The sequence below is a fragment of the Enterococcus sp. DIV1937 genome, from assembly GCF_050535975.1.
Taxonomy (GTDB): Bacteria; Bacillota; Bacilli; order Lactobacillales; family Enterococcaceae; genus Enterococcus; species Enterococcus faecalis.
In genome coordinates this window covers 101,227-117,021 of the sequence record NZ_CP172909.1, presented here as the reverse complement: position 1 = coordinate 117,021, position 15,795 = coordinate 101,227, and the positions used below count along the sequence as shown (strand labels likewise).

Sequence of the window (15,795 nt, the reverse complement as noted above, 5' to 3'; positions counted from 1 at the left end):
ACTCCCTTTTTTAGCATTCCAACAAAAATGATTCCGCTTACATTTTAAAGCGTTAAACTTCCAACAAGATCCTTTTTATTTTCCTGCTTTTCTATTAATGGTGATAGCTTTCCACCACCACTTCTTTCAGTCTACAATAAGAACAGGAACATTTCAATAAGGCATTCCTAAATTGATTGTTGACCCTCAAACAAATCTTCTTCCGTTAAAGAAGGCTGAGGTCGGGAAAGAACCGTTTAGCTCCGAGAAATAAGAAGAAATTTCCGAAAATTGCTCTTTAATTTTTGGAGAATTTCGGCTTATTTCCGAAGGAGTTGGTTCTGTTCCCGCCGTTTATCAGGTTTTGATCCTGGGACAAAAATCCAAAGTGATTTTTGTCCCAGGATCAGTCTTTATAGATAACTCGTTAGCTTTAACTAGTTTTATTTAACCACCATATACTCACGATAATTTTCCGAGAACGTATCCATTAGCGTATAAATTCGTTCAAAATCATAGTCACGACGAGGGTCATCATACCAAACACATTGAATACTTCCAATAATTGGAAGATTTGGGCTACCTGCTGGCACATCTGTAAATGCTTTTTTCGACATATTTGCTAAAGCATCATCATATTGATAAATGCCAGAATCAACATTGCCAGCTACCCAATACCACGCATCATTGGTATTAAAAATTTTGTGTCCTTTTTGAACAAAGTACTCAGGTTTGGCTACGTCATACCCACTCCAACCGGCTGTCCAATAAGAAATAATAATCTCTGGGTCAAATGTACCGAAAGAATCGTCGCTGTTGTAATAAATGCCATCATTGAAGCTCATTGGCTGCATGCCCGCATCTTTAATTATTTTAGCTAAATCATTCGCATAAGCGACAAAATCCTTGTAGCGCCCAGAAGATTGCAGTTTCGCCCAACCGCCCGTGTCGACATCATTTGCATACTCATCGCCGCCAAAATTGAAAATTTCACTATGCGTGGAAAAATAAGCCACGTACTTACTGATAATCGCCTTTGTGAAATTCACTGCCTTTTGGTTCCCTAAATCTACTGTTCGTTTTGAGCCATCAAAAGCGGGATTTTTAATCGCTAGTTTTTCCATGGCCACTAACAAGGCATCCATATGTCCTGGACTGTTAATCACGGGAATGATGTTGATGTTGCGCGCTTTCGCAAAAGCCAACAACCGATCCATTTCTTTTTGTGTTAACGCGTTGCCATTAGGGTCATTGTAATACGCGTTGTTGCCTCGTTGGATTGCTTTTGAAACCCGGTTGTGGTTGTATTTTTTACCATTCACATTGACCGACATATCATCCAAGATAAACCGTAAGCCATCATTTCCTAAAATTAATTGGACATCTGTGTACCCATTTTGACTGGCTTTGGCCACTAATTCTTCCAGTTGTTCCACGGAAAAATATTTTCTTCCCGCATCAATGGAAAAGACACTTTTTAAAGGTTGTGTTTGTTTCTCTTTTAAATTATCCAAAGCTGTTTGGACCTCCGTTTGCCAAGTAGTCACTTGCGCGGATGTATACGTTTTTCCCGCAAGTTCTGTTGCGACTGTCTCTTTTGTTGTTTGTAGTGCTTGAATCGTTTCTGGTGTATAGCTTTCTGCCTTTTCAATGGCTGTAACTGCTTGATCCAACGCACGATATAAAGTGGTTAAGTCAATGGCTAACAGGCCTTTTTCTAATTCAGCATCATAGATGTTTGAAATCCCTTGGCCATAATCGCCACCTAAAATAGCTTTATTCACATCATAAAGCGTTGTTGCTTGTGTCACTGCTTCTGCGGCTTTATTTTGTGCTTCAAGGTCTGTGTTGGCGTAGCTAATTCGTTTTAAATAGTGTTGCGCAGCCGCTTTCATCTCTGCAAGAGAAACGCCTTTACTCTCTGCAATGGCCGTTTTTGTCCAAAGCAAATTAGAAGGTTTTATCTGATTTAAATCGTCTTCATTATAGGTGCGACCATCGCGATCTAAGGCATAGAGGAACATGCCCCCTAAATTATTTTCATAAGAATAACGAGCTACTTTATACATGTTACTTTCCATATACGGCTCTTTTGTGTCATACCAGCGGTTGCGATCTTGCTCTTCTGGGAAAGTTAATCCTGGAACAAATCGTTCCCCATTGAGAACCGGACTTAAATTATTTAATGCTCGTTGCGTGCGTTGGTCATCGCTGCCATACTGTTGATACGCGAGAAAATCGAAACAGTCACTGACATCTTGTAAAGGTGGTAAATATTCTGCATTGGTATCATACAAAAATGGACGATCCGTTCCCGACTTCGGTCCAATGTATTTTGATAATGCACGAATGACACCATTAGATAGAACAATATCTTTTTCACTTGGACGAGTTTCCATGTCAATATCTAACCCATCAATTCCTAAATCATCGACAAATTTGGTTAACAACTCTTTCGCATAAGCATCAAATTCTGCTTCTGTAGGCGTTGTTCCTGCGTAAGGAACTTTTAATAGCTCGCTGTAATCAATCCCACGAACTAAACGAACACCTCGTGCATGCAGTGCTGGCGCATACTCATTTTTTAACGTATCATAAAATGGCTGTGCAAGTGCTTCTTGTCCTTTTGGCACATAACTAAAGACATTCACAATGTCAATACCATAAGGAATATCGTGCATCGTTAGCCAATTTTCATCTGGCAATGTTGTATTAACTCCTTGCATCGTTTTGTCACGCCAAGCCCGATAATAAACCATAAAATGTTTCTCTTGGGTCGGCTCATTGGCTTGGCTGATCATTGGTTGATGAAACAGACTAAATAAGATAAACGCCAAGCCAACCAATAACGAAAGACCCAGCCAACTGACAATTGTTTCTCTGTTTTCTCCTTTTCTTGTCGATAAATTGTTCCCCACTTTGAACACCATTCCTTTCTGCACTCCGTTCATTTTTGTGTATCCACCTAAAAGAAAGCGCATACACAACCATCAATAGAATAACAAAAAATAACGAATTTGCAAAATAGAAACTGGAAAAATGAGGATTTTCTATAAAAATCTTTTCCCGCCTAAAATCACTTTTGTTAGACGGCGTTTAAATGGTAAACTTTGAGACTTGCAAGAAAAATAGGCCTGTTTTTCTTGCAAGTCTCCTTTACTTAGTCGTGATCAACATCGGCGATTTTCACAACAATTTTCCCTTGCGCTCGTCCTGTCAGTGAATAGTCCACCGCTTCTTGAATTTGGCTAAAAGGAACGACTCGGTCAATTATCGGCTGTAATTTTCCCTGTTCAATAAACTCAGTGAGTAAAGCTAATTGCTCGCCATCTGGACGCATAAACAAAAAATGATAACTAACATCTGTGGCTTGCTCCAATCGATGAATCTTGCGAGTAGCTATTTTAAAGGCCCATTGTTTCCAAAGCGGCAAGCCATACTCTTTAGCAAAACGTTCGTTGGGAATGCCTGACAATGTAACAACTTTTCCCTGAGGTTTAACCACTGAAAAAGCTTTTTCTAAGATTGTCCCCCCCATTGTATCAAACACATAATCGTAGTCGGATAAAACTTCTTCAAAATTTTGTGTCCGATAGTCAATCACTTCATCTGCTCCCAACGCTTGAACCCATTCTTTATTTTTACTACTCGTTGTGGTGGCAACGTAAGCGCCCGCTAGTTTTGCTAATTGAATCGCAATGGTTCCAATCCCTCCTGAACCTGCTTGAATCAGGACTTTCTGGCCTGGCTGTACATTCATAATATCATGTAGCGCTTGATAACTTGTCAAACCGACTAACGGAATGGCCGCAGCTTCTTCAAACGTTAAATTTTTCGGCTTCATAGCTACAGCCGCTTGATCCACTGCAATATATTCAGCAAAAGTTCCCACGCGATTTTTGGGTACTCGTCCGTAAACTGCATCGCCCAGCCTAAAATTTTGAACATTTTTTCCAACAGAAACAACAATCCCAGCAAAATCACTGCCTAAAATCAGTGGCATTTGATAATTTAAAAGCATCTTTACTTTGCCATCTTTTGTTTTTAAATCAATCGGGTTGATACTGGCAGCGATAATTTTGACCAAAACATCATTGTCATGAATGGTGGGTAAGGGCACCTCCTCGATTGATAATTCTTTTTGTCCGTATTTATGAATTAAAGCGGCTTTCATCATTGAATCTTTCCTCTCTTTCTATCCCTTTTATTGGTTTAAAAGTTTAAACCTTTAATCAATTAGTATCTTAACGAAAAATGGGATCCACGTCAAGTTTCAGCCCTCAGCGTATTTTATTGACAAAAAACACGAAAAATGGTTTAATCGTTTAAAAATACGAACCAAAGAGGCGAAAGAATATGAAAGAATTAGAAGGAATTCAAACAGAATTTACTGCGCTTAGTGATTTTTTAATCGCATTGGGTGATGAAAAACGCCAAGCAATTATTATTGCACTGTTAGAAGACCAGGCCTGTGTTGGCCGTCGTGTCACTGAGTTAACAGAGGCGACACAACTCTCACGTCCCGCTGTTTCTCACCACTTAAAAATTTTGAAACAAGCCAAATTAATTGATTGTCGCAGTGAAGGAACTAAAAATTATTACTCACTTTCTCACGATACCACCAAAATTGAGCAACTCCAACAACTATTGACCCACATTACGTCGATTATGCCAGGGAGGAAGCAAGCATGAAAAAAATTCTCGTGGTCCTCACAAACGTTTCCCGTTATCACGGCACCGAAGAACCAACGGGCCTCTGGCTAGGTGAAGCCACGGAGTTCGTGGAAGAAGTAACCAAAGCAGGATTTTCAGTTGACTATGTTAGTCCCCAAGGAGGCTATGTCCCTTTGGATCCCCGGAGTATGAAATATGTAGATTCATCCATTATGGCAGTTTATGAAAGTGCTGATTTTCAAGAACGAGCGCTAGCGCATTCCCTCTCTCTTGAAGAAATTGAGCCAGATGAATACGCAGCAATTTACTTTACAGGAGGCCATGGCGTTATGTGGGACTTTCCTGATAATCCTCAGTTGCAAGCAATCACTCGTAGCCTTTACGAACAGGGCAAATACCTAACTTCTGTTTGTCACGGAATTGCTGGTCTTTTAAATGTCAAAGATGCGTCAGGAAATTATTTGGTTGCAGATAAAACCATTACTGGCTTCACTACTGCAGAAGAAATTTTAGCCATGAAAAAAGCAGTTGTTCCTTTCTTAAACGAAACAATTGCCAAAGAACATGGTGCTAATTTTGCGAAAAAGCGTCCCTATAAAGAATTTGCGTATCAAGATGGCCGTATAATCACTGGGCAAAATCCTTTTTCTGTCCGCGCTGTCGCAAGATTGTTAATTCAACAACTATCAAAATGAAACAACAGCGACTACTTTTAGGTAGTCGCTGTTGTTTCATTGCTTCTTCTTTTTTCCGAAAGCCGAAGCCCTAACATAAAAAATTTTTGATTAGCTAAAGAGTAACATCGCGCCAATTAAGATAATTAGGTTAATTAAGCCTAAGACAATCATTGGTTTGGCCATGAATTTTGTCCAAGTGGCATATTGAACTTTGGAAATTTCCAAACCACCCATTACGACACCAGATGTTGGCGTGATCAAATTAATCAAACCACAACCTGAAGCAAAAATCATAACCATCACTTCTGGACTTAAACCAATGTTTTTAGCTAACGCACCCATTACAGGAATAGAAACGTACGCTAAACCAGAAGTTGAAGGAATTAGGAAAGATAAACCTAAGTATAAAACAAAGGCACCGATGACAAATAAGACTGGGGAGAGTCCTTGTAATAAGCCTGCCGCTTTATCAAGGATAAATGAATCTAAATACGTTTTAGACATCAAAACAGATGCCCCGCGAGCAACTACGATAATTAAAACAACGGATAACATATCTTTGGCACCGTCGATAAATGCTTCAATGGTTTCTTTTTCAGTAAAGCGACCAATCAAGGCAGCAATGATCCCTAAAAGGAAGAACCACATCGCTAAGTCGCCAAAGTACCAGTCACCGAAACTGTTGCCTGTTAAAACAGACGTCCAGCCTTTGAAAATCGTCACTCCAAAGTCGTTCCATGGAATTAAGGAAACAATCATAATGACAAAACAGAAAGCGAATACCATTAAGATTTTTTTATGACGATTCGTAAATGGCATTTCTTTCGACGCTGCTTGTCCATACGTTTTTTCCATATCCTCTTGTTCTTGTAAAGATAAAATTGTTGAACCTTTGTCAGCCTTCACTTTTTTCGCATAACGCATCACAATGAAAATAGAATAGCTAGTAGAGGCCGCCCACAAAATAGCACCGACAATTAAAATAATTCCTGTATTCGGCTGAATGCCAATACCTCGCAACGCATCCATCGCTACCCCTGTGGAGAAAGGGTTAACCGTTGAACCGATAACACCTGATCCTGCACCCAATAGCACAGTACCCACTGCGACAAACGTATCAAAACCAGCGGCGACCATGGTGGCACTCAATAAACCATAAAAAGGAATTGTTTCTTCTGCCATTCCATAAGTCGAACCACCAATAGAAAATAAAATCATTAAAATCGGAATGATTTTCAATTCGTTCCCTTTTAACTTTTTAACGACTGATTGAATCCCTGCTTCAAGAGCCCCAGTTTGCGTCACAATATTTAAAAAGCCACCGAGTACTAAAATAAAAATATTAATTTCAATGGCATCTTTAAACCCATTGAATGGAGCCATGATAATATCCGATAATTTGGCCCCTACCACGTGGTCAACCATTTTGCCATCAATTTCTCTTGGGGTAAATGGCTGGCCATTTAGCAAGACCGTTACGATACCTAAAACAATTAAAATAATAAATAAAATACTAAAAGACGAAAGCTGTTTTTTGTTTTTCTTCTTTTTTTCTGCCATATCCTTTTATACAGGAACCTACTTTCCTGTATCTCCCTTCTCTATGATTAATTACTCAATCGATCAATAAAGAATGGTGTATCTAGAAAAGTTAAGAATTTATGACTGTAGCTAATACGGTTCATTTGGACTAATTTTTTCATAACACTGCTTGCTGTTTCCCGCGTAGTTCCACTCATCCGTGCAATGTCATTAATGGTAATTGGACAAGCAATTGCAACGCGTTCTCTGTTGTCAATTCGTTCTCCTAAATCATTTAATAACATCGCCAGTGATGTCACAATCCGTTCACATGCATCATTGGTTGTTCCTTTTTGGATTTTGATCATACTTTCTTTTAAAAGGACCGATTGTTCTTGAATCCAATGAATCAATTGCTGGGGATTATTTTGGAGAAAACGCTCAAACAGTTTAACTGGCACAAACACAACCTCAATATCCGTATAGGCAATCGCGGAGTCGTAATGAACCTCATCTTGAAACAGTCCGATTCTCGGAAAAAGAGCCTGCTTTTTCATAAAATGCAGATAGGAAAAATTACCACTGCGATCATTTTTTTCAATTTTAATGACACCTGAAAGCAATAAAATTAAATGATTTCTCGGATCACCTGGATAAAAAAGGACTTGGCCTTTTTTATAGGAGCGAACGAAACTCTCGTTACGCAATTCTGTTAGTTCTGATTCAGAAAAGTATTGAAAATCTTGATTATTTTTAGTGATTATTTTCTCTATCATCATCTTAATTCTCCTAAATACTATACTTTATTTTGTCACAACCGTTCCTACGATTTCATCGCCGCTCATACTTCCTAAGTTTTCCAAAGAAGTGATAATTGCTTGTTTATTGGGTTGGCTTTCTACAAACTGAATGGCGGCTTCAATTTTCGGTAACATACTACCTGGTGCAAAATGACCCGCTTGTTTGTATTCTTCCAACTCTGCTACAGTGACATTGGTTAATTGTTTTTCATCTGGTTTGCCATAATTAATGCACACATAATCCACGCCAGTTAAAATAACTAGTGCATCCGCATCCACTAATTCTGCTAGTTTTTCAGAAGCAAAATCTTTATCGATTACTGCTTCGACACCTTTTAATTCTTGTCCTACGACAGGGATGCCGCCACCACCACATGAAATGGTAATTATATCATTTTTTATTAAGGTATTAATAGTCTCAGCCTCGTGGATATCAATTGGCTTAGGACTTGGAACGACTTTGCGCCAGCCACGTCCTGCATCTTCTTTAAAAATAGCACCTGCTTGCATTGCTTCTTTGGCTTCAGCTTCTGTTAAAAATGGACCGATCGGTTTTGTTGGATTTTTGAATGCCTCATCTGCTGGATCTACGACCACCTGTGTTAAAACAGTAGCCACTTGTTTCTTGATTCCTGCTTTGTTTAATTCTTGATTAAGCGCATTGGACAACCAGTAGCCGATACTTCCTTGTGTCATAGCAACACACGTATCTAGCGGCATCGCTGGATTTTTTTCAGAATCAGCTGCTTGTTGTTGCAATAATAGATTTCCGACTTGTGGACCATTGCCATGTGAAACAATCAACCGATGCCCTTGTTTAATTAAATGAACTAAATAGGCAGATGTTTGAACTAATGCTTGCTGTTGTGCATGTGCGCTAGCATCATTTGAAAGGATGGCATTTCCGCCTAGTGCAACGACCATTTTTTTCCCCATTACAAATCCTTCTTTCCTATCATAATAAAGAATAGGCCGCCCTTCAAAAGAATCTCTTAAAGGGCGAAACGACTATTCTTTTTTCAATGTTTTTTCAGTTGCTTCCTACACACGAGGAATGAATAAGTTGCCTAAAGTAGCTGCCATGATCGCTTTAATAGAATGCATTCTGTTTTCTGCTTCTTCAAATTGACGACCATATTTACTGCGGAAGACTTCATCCGTAATTTCCATTTCAGTAATGCCAAATTTTTCAGCAACCATTTCACCGTATTGTGTTTTCGTATCATGAAAGGCTGGCAAACAGTGTAATACGATTAAATCGCCATCCATGTTTTCGGTTTTTTCTAACATAGCCATATTAATTTGATAAGGTTTCAACAGATTGACACGTTCTTCAAATTTATCTTCTTCACCCATGGACACCCAAACGTCTGTATATAACACGTTGGCTCCTTTAACACCTTTAGCAACGTCGTCTGTAATCATTAATTCTGCACCAGATTCTTTCGCAAATTCTTTTGCATAATTAACGACTTCATCAGAAGGGAACAATTCTTTTGGTGCACAAATGCGAACATTTACGCCTAAAATAGCACCTGTCACTAACAAGCTGTTTGCCATGTTGTTACGGCCATCGCCGACATATACTAAAGTGATTCCTTCTAAACGACCAAAGTTTTCTTTCACTGTCATAAAGTCCGCAATCATTTGTGTTGGATGCCATTGATCCGTTAAACCATTCCAAACAGGAACACCAGAATATTTCGCTAAATCTTCCACTACTTCTTGACTAAACCCACGGAACTCAATCCCGTCAAACATACTACCTAAAACAATCGCTGTATCTTCAACAGATTCTTTTTTACCTAATTGAATATCGTTGGCGCCTAGATACTCAGGATGTGCCCCTAAATCAATCGCTGCTGTCGTAAACGCAGAGCGTGTCCGTGTCGAAGTTTTTTCAAATAAAAGAGCGATATTTTTTCCTTCTAAATAGTGATGTGGAATCCCTTTTTTCTTCAATTCTTTTAAGTGAATACTGAAGTCTACCAAATACTCTAATTCTGCTCTTGTAAAATCTTTTTCTGCTAATAAACTACGTCCTTGAAATACTGAATTCATGATGATTCCTCCTATTTTTGGGTGTTTTTTAAAGATCTTCACGGTAAAGTGGCATACTCATACAACGAGGGCCACCACGGCCACGTACTAGTTCACTTCCTGGAATGTAATTCAATTTCACGCCTGCTTCTTCTAGCGCTTTATTCGTAATCGTATTCCGATCGTAAACAACAACTTCCCCAGGGGCAATTGCTAATGTATTTGAACCGTCGTTCCATTGTTCACGGGCTGCTGCTGTTAAATTTCCAGCGCCGCAACGGATTAGTTGAACATTGTCTAAATGCAAGTATTTGCATAAAATGTTATCTAATGTATCTTTTTCTTTTGTAATTTGGATGTCTCCATCTGCTTTTTCAGTGATCGAGTAAACAACCAAGCCGCCTTCGATTTCTGGATGAATCGTAAATTTATCATAGTCAATCATGGTAAAAACGGTATCTAAATGCATGAATTTACGATGTTCACCGATATCAAAAGCCAAGATATTTTTGAATCCTAATTTTTGTTCAAAAATATTTCTCGCAATTTTTTCAATTGACGCGGCGTCCGTTCTTTGAGAAATCCCAATGGCCACCACTTCTTTTGAAAGAATTAATTCATCGCCACCTTCAATTCTGGTTGATTCTGAACGATCATAGACTCTAGGAACCTCTTTTCCAGCAAAACGAGGATGATAATCAAAAATGTATTGCCCAAAAATGGTTTCCCGTTGTCGAGTTACTGAATACATATGATTTAAAGAAATCCCGTGGCCCATTGTCGCAAAGTTATCACGTGTGAAGTATAAGTTAGGCATTGGATCAATAATGAATGGATAATCCGCTTCAACCATATCTGTTAAAAATTCTTGCTCATATTTAGGTAATTCTTGTTTTTGAATGCCAGCAATCGCTTTTTGAATAAGTTCTTCGTTGTCGTCAATTTCTAACATTAACTCTCTAACTTTTTCTTTTGCTGATTCACTGCGAATATTGGCTTCTTCTAAGAATTGGTCAATAAATTGTCGGCGGACCTCTTCATTAATCAACGCTTCAGCAGCTAAGTCCTCTAAATAGACCACTTCGATATCTTTTGATCGTAACAACTCTGCAAATGCATCATGTTCTGCTTGTGCTTTTTCTAAAAACGGAATATCATCAAACAACAGTCTCTCCAGATAATCTGGCATTAAATTTTCTAATTCCTTACCTGGACGATGTAACATCACTGTTTTCAATTTCCCGATTTCAGAAAATACATTAATTGGATGACTCATGTGAAATAACCTCCTCAACTTAATTACAAACACAGAATAACAGACCTGATTAACCTAGGACGTGAGCCATTTGCCAAACAAAATACCAAATATACAACGGTATTCTTTCTTATGCATATTTCCAGCCCAAAAGAATGCGCTTTCATAGATATTCTAAAAAAATAATGCATAATTAAATAAAAAAAAATGCATTTATTCAAAAAAAATTATTTCTCCATACACTTCATAAAGTTATAATCTTATAGAGGTAAAAGGAAGGGAGCCAGAAGTCAAAACGACTTCTGGCTCCCTTCCTTTTATGCGTTACTTTTTGACAAAGGTGTTGGCTGAATAAATTGTTGAAAATACTGCTCTAGTTCTTGTGCTTTTTCCTCGGATGATGAAACAATAATAACAGTGTCGAAGCCAGCGACAGAACATTTCTTTTCACACAAAGACACTTCATCAAGTACAGCTGAAAACAATGTTGCGTTGTCTGGTAATGTATGAACCACTAGTAAAAAGGCGACACGTTCAACTTTGGTCACTACCTCACGAATTGCTTGTATCAACTGTTCTTTTTTTCGTTCTTCTAAAGAAGTGAATTGTTCAAAAATCGTTAACCGCATCTCGCCAGACTCATCTAATGCTTTGACGACTTTTAATTCCCATAAATCCCGTGAAATCGTTGCTTGTGCGACATTTATCTCGCGCTTTTTTAATTCTCTTAACAACTCATTTTGACTATGAATTACGGTTGTTTGAATGATTTCTTTAATCAAACTTTGGCGTGTTTGCTTATTCACAAATAACACCCTTCCCCCAGACATTTACAAAGCAATACTAGCAGAATCTCTCTAATTAGAATAGAAAAAGGGTCGTTTAGCCAAAAGATTCTCATTGATTTTGTCGGATATTTCGCATTTAAAAAAGTGAGACTTGCACAATTTAGTAAAACGTTGTACAGTGATTTTAGGGAATTACTGGCACCGTTTTAAATAACAGCAATGATGTTTTTTTGCATGATTAACTGAACTGGAGGAAAGTAATGAACCGATTAAAACGCCAAACGATGATTAAGCGATTGGTCACAGAAAATGAAATCCATACACAAAGTGAATTACTAGCATTATTGGAAAAAGAAAATATTCACACCACGCAAGCAACTATTTCTCGTGACATTCGTGAGCTGAATTTAAACAAAGTAGACAATGGTCAAGGAGAAGCCTATTATCGTATCTTGAATAATTCTGCCCTTCGTCCAAAATATAAAACAGATGAAGAACGTCTTGTTGACATTATTATTGAAACTGGTGTTTCTTTAACACAAATAGAGTTCACAAATCTTTTAACCGTCTTACCTGGCAACGGGCAAGCCATTGGGGTTTTAATTGATCGCATACGTATCCACAACCCTCATATCTTGGGCTGCATCGCTGGGGATGATACCATCTTAATTCTTTCAAAAAATAAAGAAGATGCCCTTGAAGTTAACAACTATTTCCAGCAGTATTTGTACCACCCATAATTCATCACTTAGTAAAATCGACTATTCTTTGACATCATTGCTATTTTTATTAAAGATAAATAAAAAAAGGCGTCTCAGTGAAAGCTGAGGCGTTTTCTCATGAGTTTTTCTTTTGAACACCGTCTTTTTTTTGTATAATAATCAAAAAGCAAAGAAAGGGTTTCTTATGACTGAACAATTCATACTCACTTCAAACGATCAACAAACTCAGCTCAATGTACGTCATTGGCCCTGTCCTTCACCCAAAGCCGTAGTTCAATTGATTCACGGCATGGCAGAGCATATCCAACGTTATGATGAATTTGCTCGTTTTTTAAATCAATTAGGGTTTGCCGTAATTGGTCATGATCATCTAGGTCATGGCGAATCTGTACAACCAAGCGCACCAATCTATGGTTTTTTTGGAGAACAAGGGCCTGAAAATGTCGTTACAGATATTCATCAAGTGAAACAATGGGCTGTGAATCGCTATCCACAATTGCCCTATTTTATGATGGGTCACAGCATGGGGTCTTTCGCCTTGCGCAACTATCTGCAAGACTATCCTGTGACTGTGCAAGGAGTCATTTTCATGGGCACTGGAACAAGTCCGTTACCTTTAACCGCAGCATTGCCTTTTATTAAAAAAATGGCCGAGAAACAGCCGAAAAAACCAGCTCCGTTCATTGATAAGCTGGCATTTGGTTCTTTTAGTAAAAAATTTCCTGAAGCAAGTTCCTTTAATTGGCTTTCTAAAAATCAAGCCAATGTCGCTGACTATGAAAATGACCCATTAATGGGCTTCGTATTTACCAATAATGGTTTTGCTACCCTTTTTTCGCTTGTTAAACGAGCCAATCAAAGGAATTGGTACCAAGCGATCCCAAAAGAATTGCCTATTTTAATCATTAGTGGCGCTGAAGACCCAGTTGGTGATTTCAGCAAGGGGCCAGCGAAAATTCAAAAGCAATTAAAGCATGCAGGTTTTCAGCACGTGACGTTACGACTATTTCCCACATTGCGTCATGAAATTTTATTAGAAACGGAAAAAGCTACAGTTTTTCAAGAAATTGGGCATTGGTTAACGGATTTAACGAATAAAAAAAGAAGGTTGATGTTGTGACATCAACCTTCTTTTTTAATCTATTTTCGTTAAACCGCCCATATAAGGACGTAGAACTTCTGGAATCGTTACGGTGCCATCTTCATTTTGATAATTTTCCAAAATGGCAGCCACTGTTCGACCAACAGCAAGTCCTGACCCATTAAGAGTGTGGGCATATTGAACATGACCCGTTTTATCACGATAACGAATCAACGCCCGACGTGCTTGGAAGTCTTCACAGTTTGAACAAGAACTAATTTCTCGATACGTTTTCTGTGCCGGAATCCAAACTTCTAAATCATAGGTTTTCGCTGCCGAGAAGCCCATGTCACCTGTCGAAAGAGTAATCACTCGATAAGGGAGGCCCAATTTTTCTAAAATGTCTCCAGCATTGTTGGTCATTTTTTCTAATTCTTCATAGGAGTGTTCTGCATCACTAAATTTAACCATTTCTACTTTATGGAACTGGTGTAAACGAATTAATCCTCGGGTATCACGGCCTGCACTACCCGCTTCCGAGCGAAAAGAAGGACTTAAAGCAGTAAAATAAATCGGTAACTCTTGCGCATCTAAAATTTCATTATTATAGTAGTTAGTTAACGGGACTTCCGCTGTGGGGATCAGCGTCAAATCACTTTCTGCAACTTGGAAGACATCTTCTTTGAACTTAGGAAACTGACCAGTGCCAAACATTGCTTTGCTATTGACCAAATAAGGAGGAATCACCTCGGTATAACCATGTTCATTAACATGTTGATCTAACATAAAATTATAGACCGCTCGTTCTAAACGAGCCCCTAAGCCTTTGTAATAAAGAAAACGGCTACCAGATACTTTCGCGCCTCTTTCAAAATCTAAAATTCCTAAGGCTTCACCGATTTCCCAATGTGGTTTCGGTTCAAATGAAAAAGTTTTCGGCGTACTCCACCGCCGAACTTCTACGTTGGCGGCTTCGTCTGCGCCAACAGGCACGCTCTCATGAGGTAAGTTAGGCAGACGTTCTGCAATTGCTGTGCATTGTTCTTGCAAATGAACAACTTCTTGGTCTAAAACTTTAATTTGCTCGCTAACTTCTTGCATATTTAGCAACTGTTGTGAAGCATCTTTTTGTGCACGCTTTAATTGTGCAATTTCTCCTGATACCTGATTACGGTGTTTTTTCAGTTCTTCAACTTTAACAAGTAACGCTCTTCGTTCTTCATCTAAAGCCAAAAAGCGTAATAAAACTTCCTCGTCCACACCACGTGTTTTTAACTTTTTCTGCACTACTTCTACATTTTGGCGAATTTTTTTCATATCCAGCATCTTATTTCCCTCTTCATGATTAAATTTTAAACAATGGTGAATTTTACTTTTTCAAAAATTTCATTCTTCATTCGTTGGCCAGTCGCTGTGCCAGCTAAGCCACCTAAACCCGTTTCTCTCAATTCTCGTGGTAATTGACGGCCAACTTTATTCATGGCTTCCACCACTTCATCTGCTGGTATTTTATTTACAATTCCAGCTAAAGCCATATCCGCAGCGATTAACGCATTGCCTGCACCTACTGTATTTCGTTTGACACAAGGAATTTCGACTAACCCAGCCACTGGGTCACAAACTAAACCTAATAAATTCCCTAAAGCCATAGCAAAAGCTTCAGAAGATTGGCGTGGTGTTCCGCCAGCCGCTTCAACAGCTGCAGCGGCGGCCATCGCTGAAGCACTGCCTACTTCGGCTTGACATCCACCAACAGCACCAGCAATCATCGCATTGTTGGCTGTGACCATTCCAAATAAAGAACTGGTAAATAAGAAACGAATTTGTTGATCACGCGTTAAATTCAAGGTATTTTTAATCGCTGTTAAAACCCCTGGTAAGGTGCCACTTGCACCAGCAGTTGGCGTTGCGCAAACAACGCCCATTGCTGCATTGACTTCATTCGTACCTAGTGCGGCTTGAACTGCAGACATCATTAAATCACCTGATAACGTTTTGCCAGCTGCGCGGTATTTTTTTAAACGCGCCGCATCACCGCCCGTTAACCCAGTAGGAGAAAAAACGCCTGCTCCTTCTTGCGAGCGTTTGACAGCAGCATCCATGACATCCAAATTTTGACCCATCTGTGTCCAAATTTCTTCATAGCTTTTTTGGCTACGCTCCATTTCTTGCTCAATCATCAAATCAGAGATTTTTTTTCCTGTTTTTTCAGCTTTATCGATAAATTCTTCAATCGAAAGGTACATATGTCAAACTCC

Annotated in this window: 14 protein-coding genes; 4 read left to right on the top strand and 10 right to left on the bottom strand. The window is 38.8% G+C overall.

The window, feature by feature from the left end:
• Positions 1 to 422: 422 nt before the first annotated feature.
• Together IGL13_RS00490 and IGL13_RS00485 are read right to left on the bottom strand one after the other, a co-directional pair.
• Positions 423 to 2,930, bottom strand: coding sequence for an EndoS/ChiA family endoglycosidase (locus IGL13_RS00490; protein WP_010710079.1), 2,508 nt, complete (start codon positions 2,928 to 2,930; stop codon positions 423 to 425).
• A gap of 209 nt (positions 2,931 to 3,139) precedes the next feature.
• Entirely contained in the window at positions 3,140 to 4,156 is a 1,017-nt protein-coding gene (locus tag IGL13_RS00485; protein ID WP_002401629.1) for an NADP-dependent oxidoreductase, read from the bottom strand.
• A gap of 179 nt (positions 4,157 to 4,335) precedes the next feature.
• Here IGL13_RS00485 and IGL13_RS00480 point away from each other — a divergent pair, with 179 nt between their 5' ends.
• Together IGL13_RS00480 and IGL13_RS00475 are read left to right on the top strand one after the other, a co-directional pair.
• On the top strand, positions 4,336 to 4,671 hold the full coding sequence (locus tag IGL13_RS00480; protein WP_002359261.1) for an ArsR/SmtB family transcription factor: 336 nt from the start codon (positions 4,336 to 4,338) through the stop codon (positions 4,669 to 4,671).
• Complete coding sequence (locus tag IGL13_RS00475) at positions 4,668 to 5,348, top strand: type 1 glutamine amidotransferase domain-containing protein (RefSeq protein WP_002378702.1); 681 nt, start codon at positions 4,668 to 4,670, stop codon at positions 5,346 to 5,348. The genes IGL13_RS00480 and IGL13_RS00475 overlap by 4 nt, the downstream gene beginning before the upstream one ends.
• 90 nt (positions 5,349 to 5,438) lie before the next feature.
• Here IGL13_RS00475 and IGL13_RS00470 read toward each other — a convergent pair whose 3' ends face one another.
• The 6 genes from IGL13_RS00470 to IGL13_RS00445 form a co-directional block, all read right to left on the bottom strand.
• Positions 5,439 to 6,890 carry a YfcC family protein gene (locus tag IGL13_RS00470; protein ID WP_002356134.1) on the bottom strand — a complete coding sequence of 484 codons (1,452 nt, stop codon included), beginning with the start codon at positions 6,888 to 6,890 and terminating at the stop codon, positions 5,439 to 5,441.
• A 47-nt stretch (positions 6,891 to 6,937) separates the two neighbouring features.
• On the bottom strand, positions 6,938 to 7,630 hold the full coding sequence (locus IGL13_RS00465; protein WP_430604613.1) for a Crp/Fnr family transcriptional regulator: 693 nt from the start codon (positions 7,628 to 7,630) through the stop codon (positions 6,938 to 6,940).
• 24 nt (positions 7,631 to 7,654) lie between these two features.
• Positions 7,655 to 8,587 carry a carbamate kinase gene (arcC, locus tag IGL13_RS00460; protein ID WP_002356132.1) on the bottom strand — a complete coding sequence of 311 codons (933 nt, stop codon included), beginning with the start codon at positions 8,585 to 8,587 and terminating at the stop codon, positions 7,655 to 7,657.
• Positions 8,588 to 8,692: 105 nt separating this feature from the next.
• Entirely contained in the window at positions 8,693 to 9,715 is a 1,023-nt protein-coding gene (gene argF / locus IGL13_RS00455) for an ornithine carbamoyltransferase (RefSeq protein ID WP_160747730.1), read from the bottom strand.
• 25 nt (positions 9,716 to 9,740) lie between these two features.
• Positions 9,741 to 10,967 (bottom strand): arginine deiminase, encoded by a 1,227-nt coding sequence (gene arcA, locus IGL13_RS00450; protein WP_002356129.1) that lies wholly within the window; start codon positions 10,965 to 10,967, stop codon positions 9,741 to 9,743.
• Positions 10,968 to 11,263: 296 nt separating this feature from the next.
• Positions 11,264 to 11,776, bottom strand: a complete 513-nt coding sequence (locus tag IGL13_RS00445) for an arginine repressor (RefSeq protein ID WP_002387472.1) — start codon at positions 11,774 to 11,776, stop codon at positions 11,264 to 11,266.
• Between the two features lie 218 nt (positions 11,777 to 11,994).
• Between IGL13_RS00445 and IGL13_RS00440 the strand changes: the two genes are divergently transcribed.
• On the top strand, positions 11,995 to 12,474 hold the full coding sequence (locus IGL13_RS00440; RefSeq protein ID WP_002356125.1) for an arginine repressor: 480 nt from the start codon (positions 11,995 to 11,997) through the stop codon (positions 12,472 to 12,474).
• A 130-nt stretch (positions 12,475 to 12,604) separates the two neighbouring features.
• Positions 12,605 to 13,576, top strand: a complete 972-nt coding sequence (locus tag IGL13_RS00435) for an alpha/beta hydrolase (protein ID WP_002390352.1) — start codon at positions 12,605 to 12,607, stop codon at positions 13,574 to 13,576.
• A gap of 15 nt (positions 13,577 to 13,591) precedes the next feature.
• Here IGL13_RS00435 and serS read toward each other — a convergent pair whose 3' ends face one another.
• On the bottom strand, positions 13,592 to 14,863 hold the full coding sequence (gene serS, locus IGL13_RS00430) for a serine--tRNA ligase (protein WP_002356123.1): 1,272 nt from the start codon (positions 14,861 to 14,863) through the stop codon (positions 13,592 to 13,594).
• A gap of 26 nt (positions 14,864 to 14,889) precedes the next feature.
• The gene (gene sdaAA / locus IGL13_RS00425; RefSeq protein ID WP_002356122.1) at positions 14,890 to 15,783 is read right to left on the bottom strand and encodes an L-serine ammonia-lyase, iron-sulfur-dependent, subunit alpha; all 894 of its coding nucleotides are present in this window, start codon (positions 15,781 to 15,783) and stop codon (positions 14,890 to 14,892) included.
• Between the last annotated feature and the right edge of the window lie 12 nt (positions 15,784 to 15,795).

Bases quoted from the DNA above. Each gene is read 5' to 3' on its own strand.
- IGL13_RS00490 (WP_010710079.1), bottom strand. From the start codon at position 2,930: ATGAACGGAGTGCAGAAAGGAATGGTGTTCAAAGTGGGGAACAATTTA.
- IGL13_RS00485 (WP_002401629.1), bottom strand. From the start codon at position 4,156: ATGATGAAAGCCGCTTTAATTCATAAATACGGACAAAAAGAATTATCA.
- IGL13_RS00480 (WP_002359261.1), top strand. From the start codon at position 4,336: ATGAAAGAATTAGAAGGAATTCAAACAGAATTTACTGCGCTTAGTGAT.
- IGL13_RS00475 (WP_002378702.1), top strand. From the start codon at position 4,668: ATGAAAAAAATTCTCGTGGTCCTCACAAACGTTTCCCGTTATCACGGC.
- IGL13_RS00470 (WP_002356134.1), bottom strand. From the start codon at position 6,890: ATGGCAGAAAAAAAGAAGAAAAACAAAAAACAGCTTTCGTCTTTTAGT.
- IGL13_RS00465 (WP_430604613.1), bottom strand. From the start codon at position 7,630: ATGATGATAGAGAAAATAATCACTAAAAATAATCAAGATTTTCAATAC.
- arcC (WP_002356132.1), bottom strand. From the start codon at position 8,587: ATGGGGAAAAAAATGGTCGTTGCACTAGGCGGAAATGCCATCCTTTCA.
- arcA (WP_002356129.1), bottom strand. From the start codon at position 10,967: ATGAGTCATCCAATTAATGTATTTTCTGAAATCGGGAAATTGAAAACA.
- IGL13_RS00445 (WP_002387472.1), bottom strand. From the start codon at position 11,776: ATGTCTGGGGGAAGGGTGTTATTTGTGAATAAGCAAACACGCCAAAGT.
- IGL13_RS00440 (WP_002356125.1), top strand. From the start codon at position 11,995: ATGAACCGATTAAAACGCCAAACGATGATTAAGCGATTGGTCACAGAA.
- serS (WP_002356123.1), bottom strand. From the start codon at position 14,863: ATGCTGGATATGAAAAAAATTCGCCAAAATGTAGAAGTAGTGCAGAAA.
- sdaAA (WP_002356122.1), bottom strand. From the start codon at position 15,783: ATGTACCTTTCGATTGAAGAATTTATCGATAAAGCTGAAAAAACAGGA.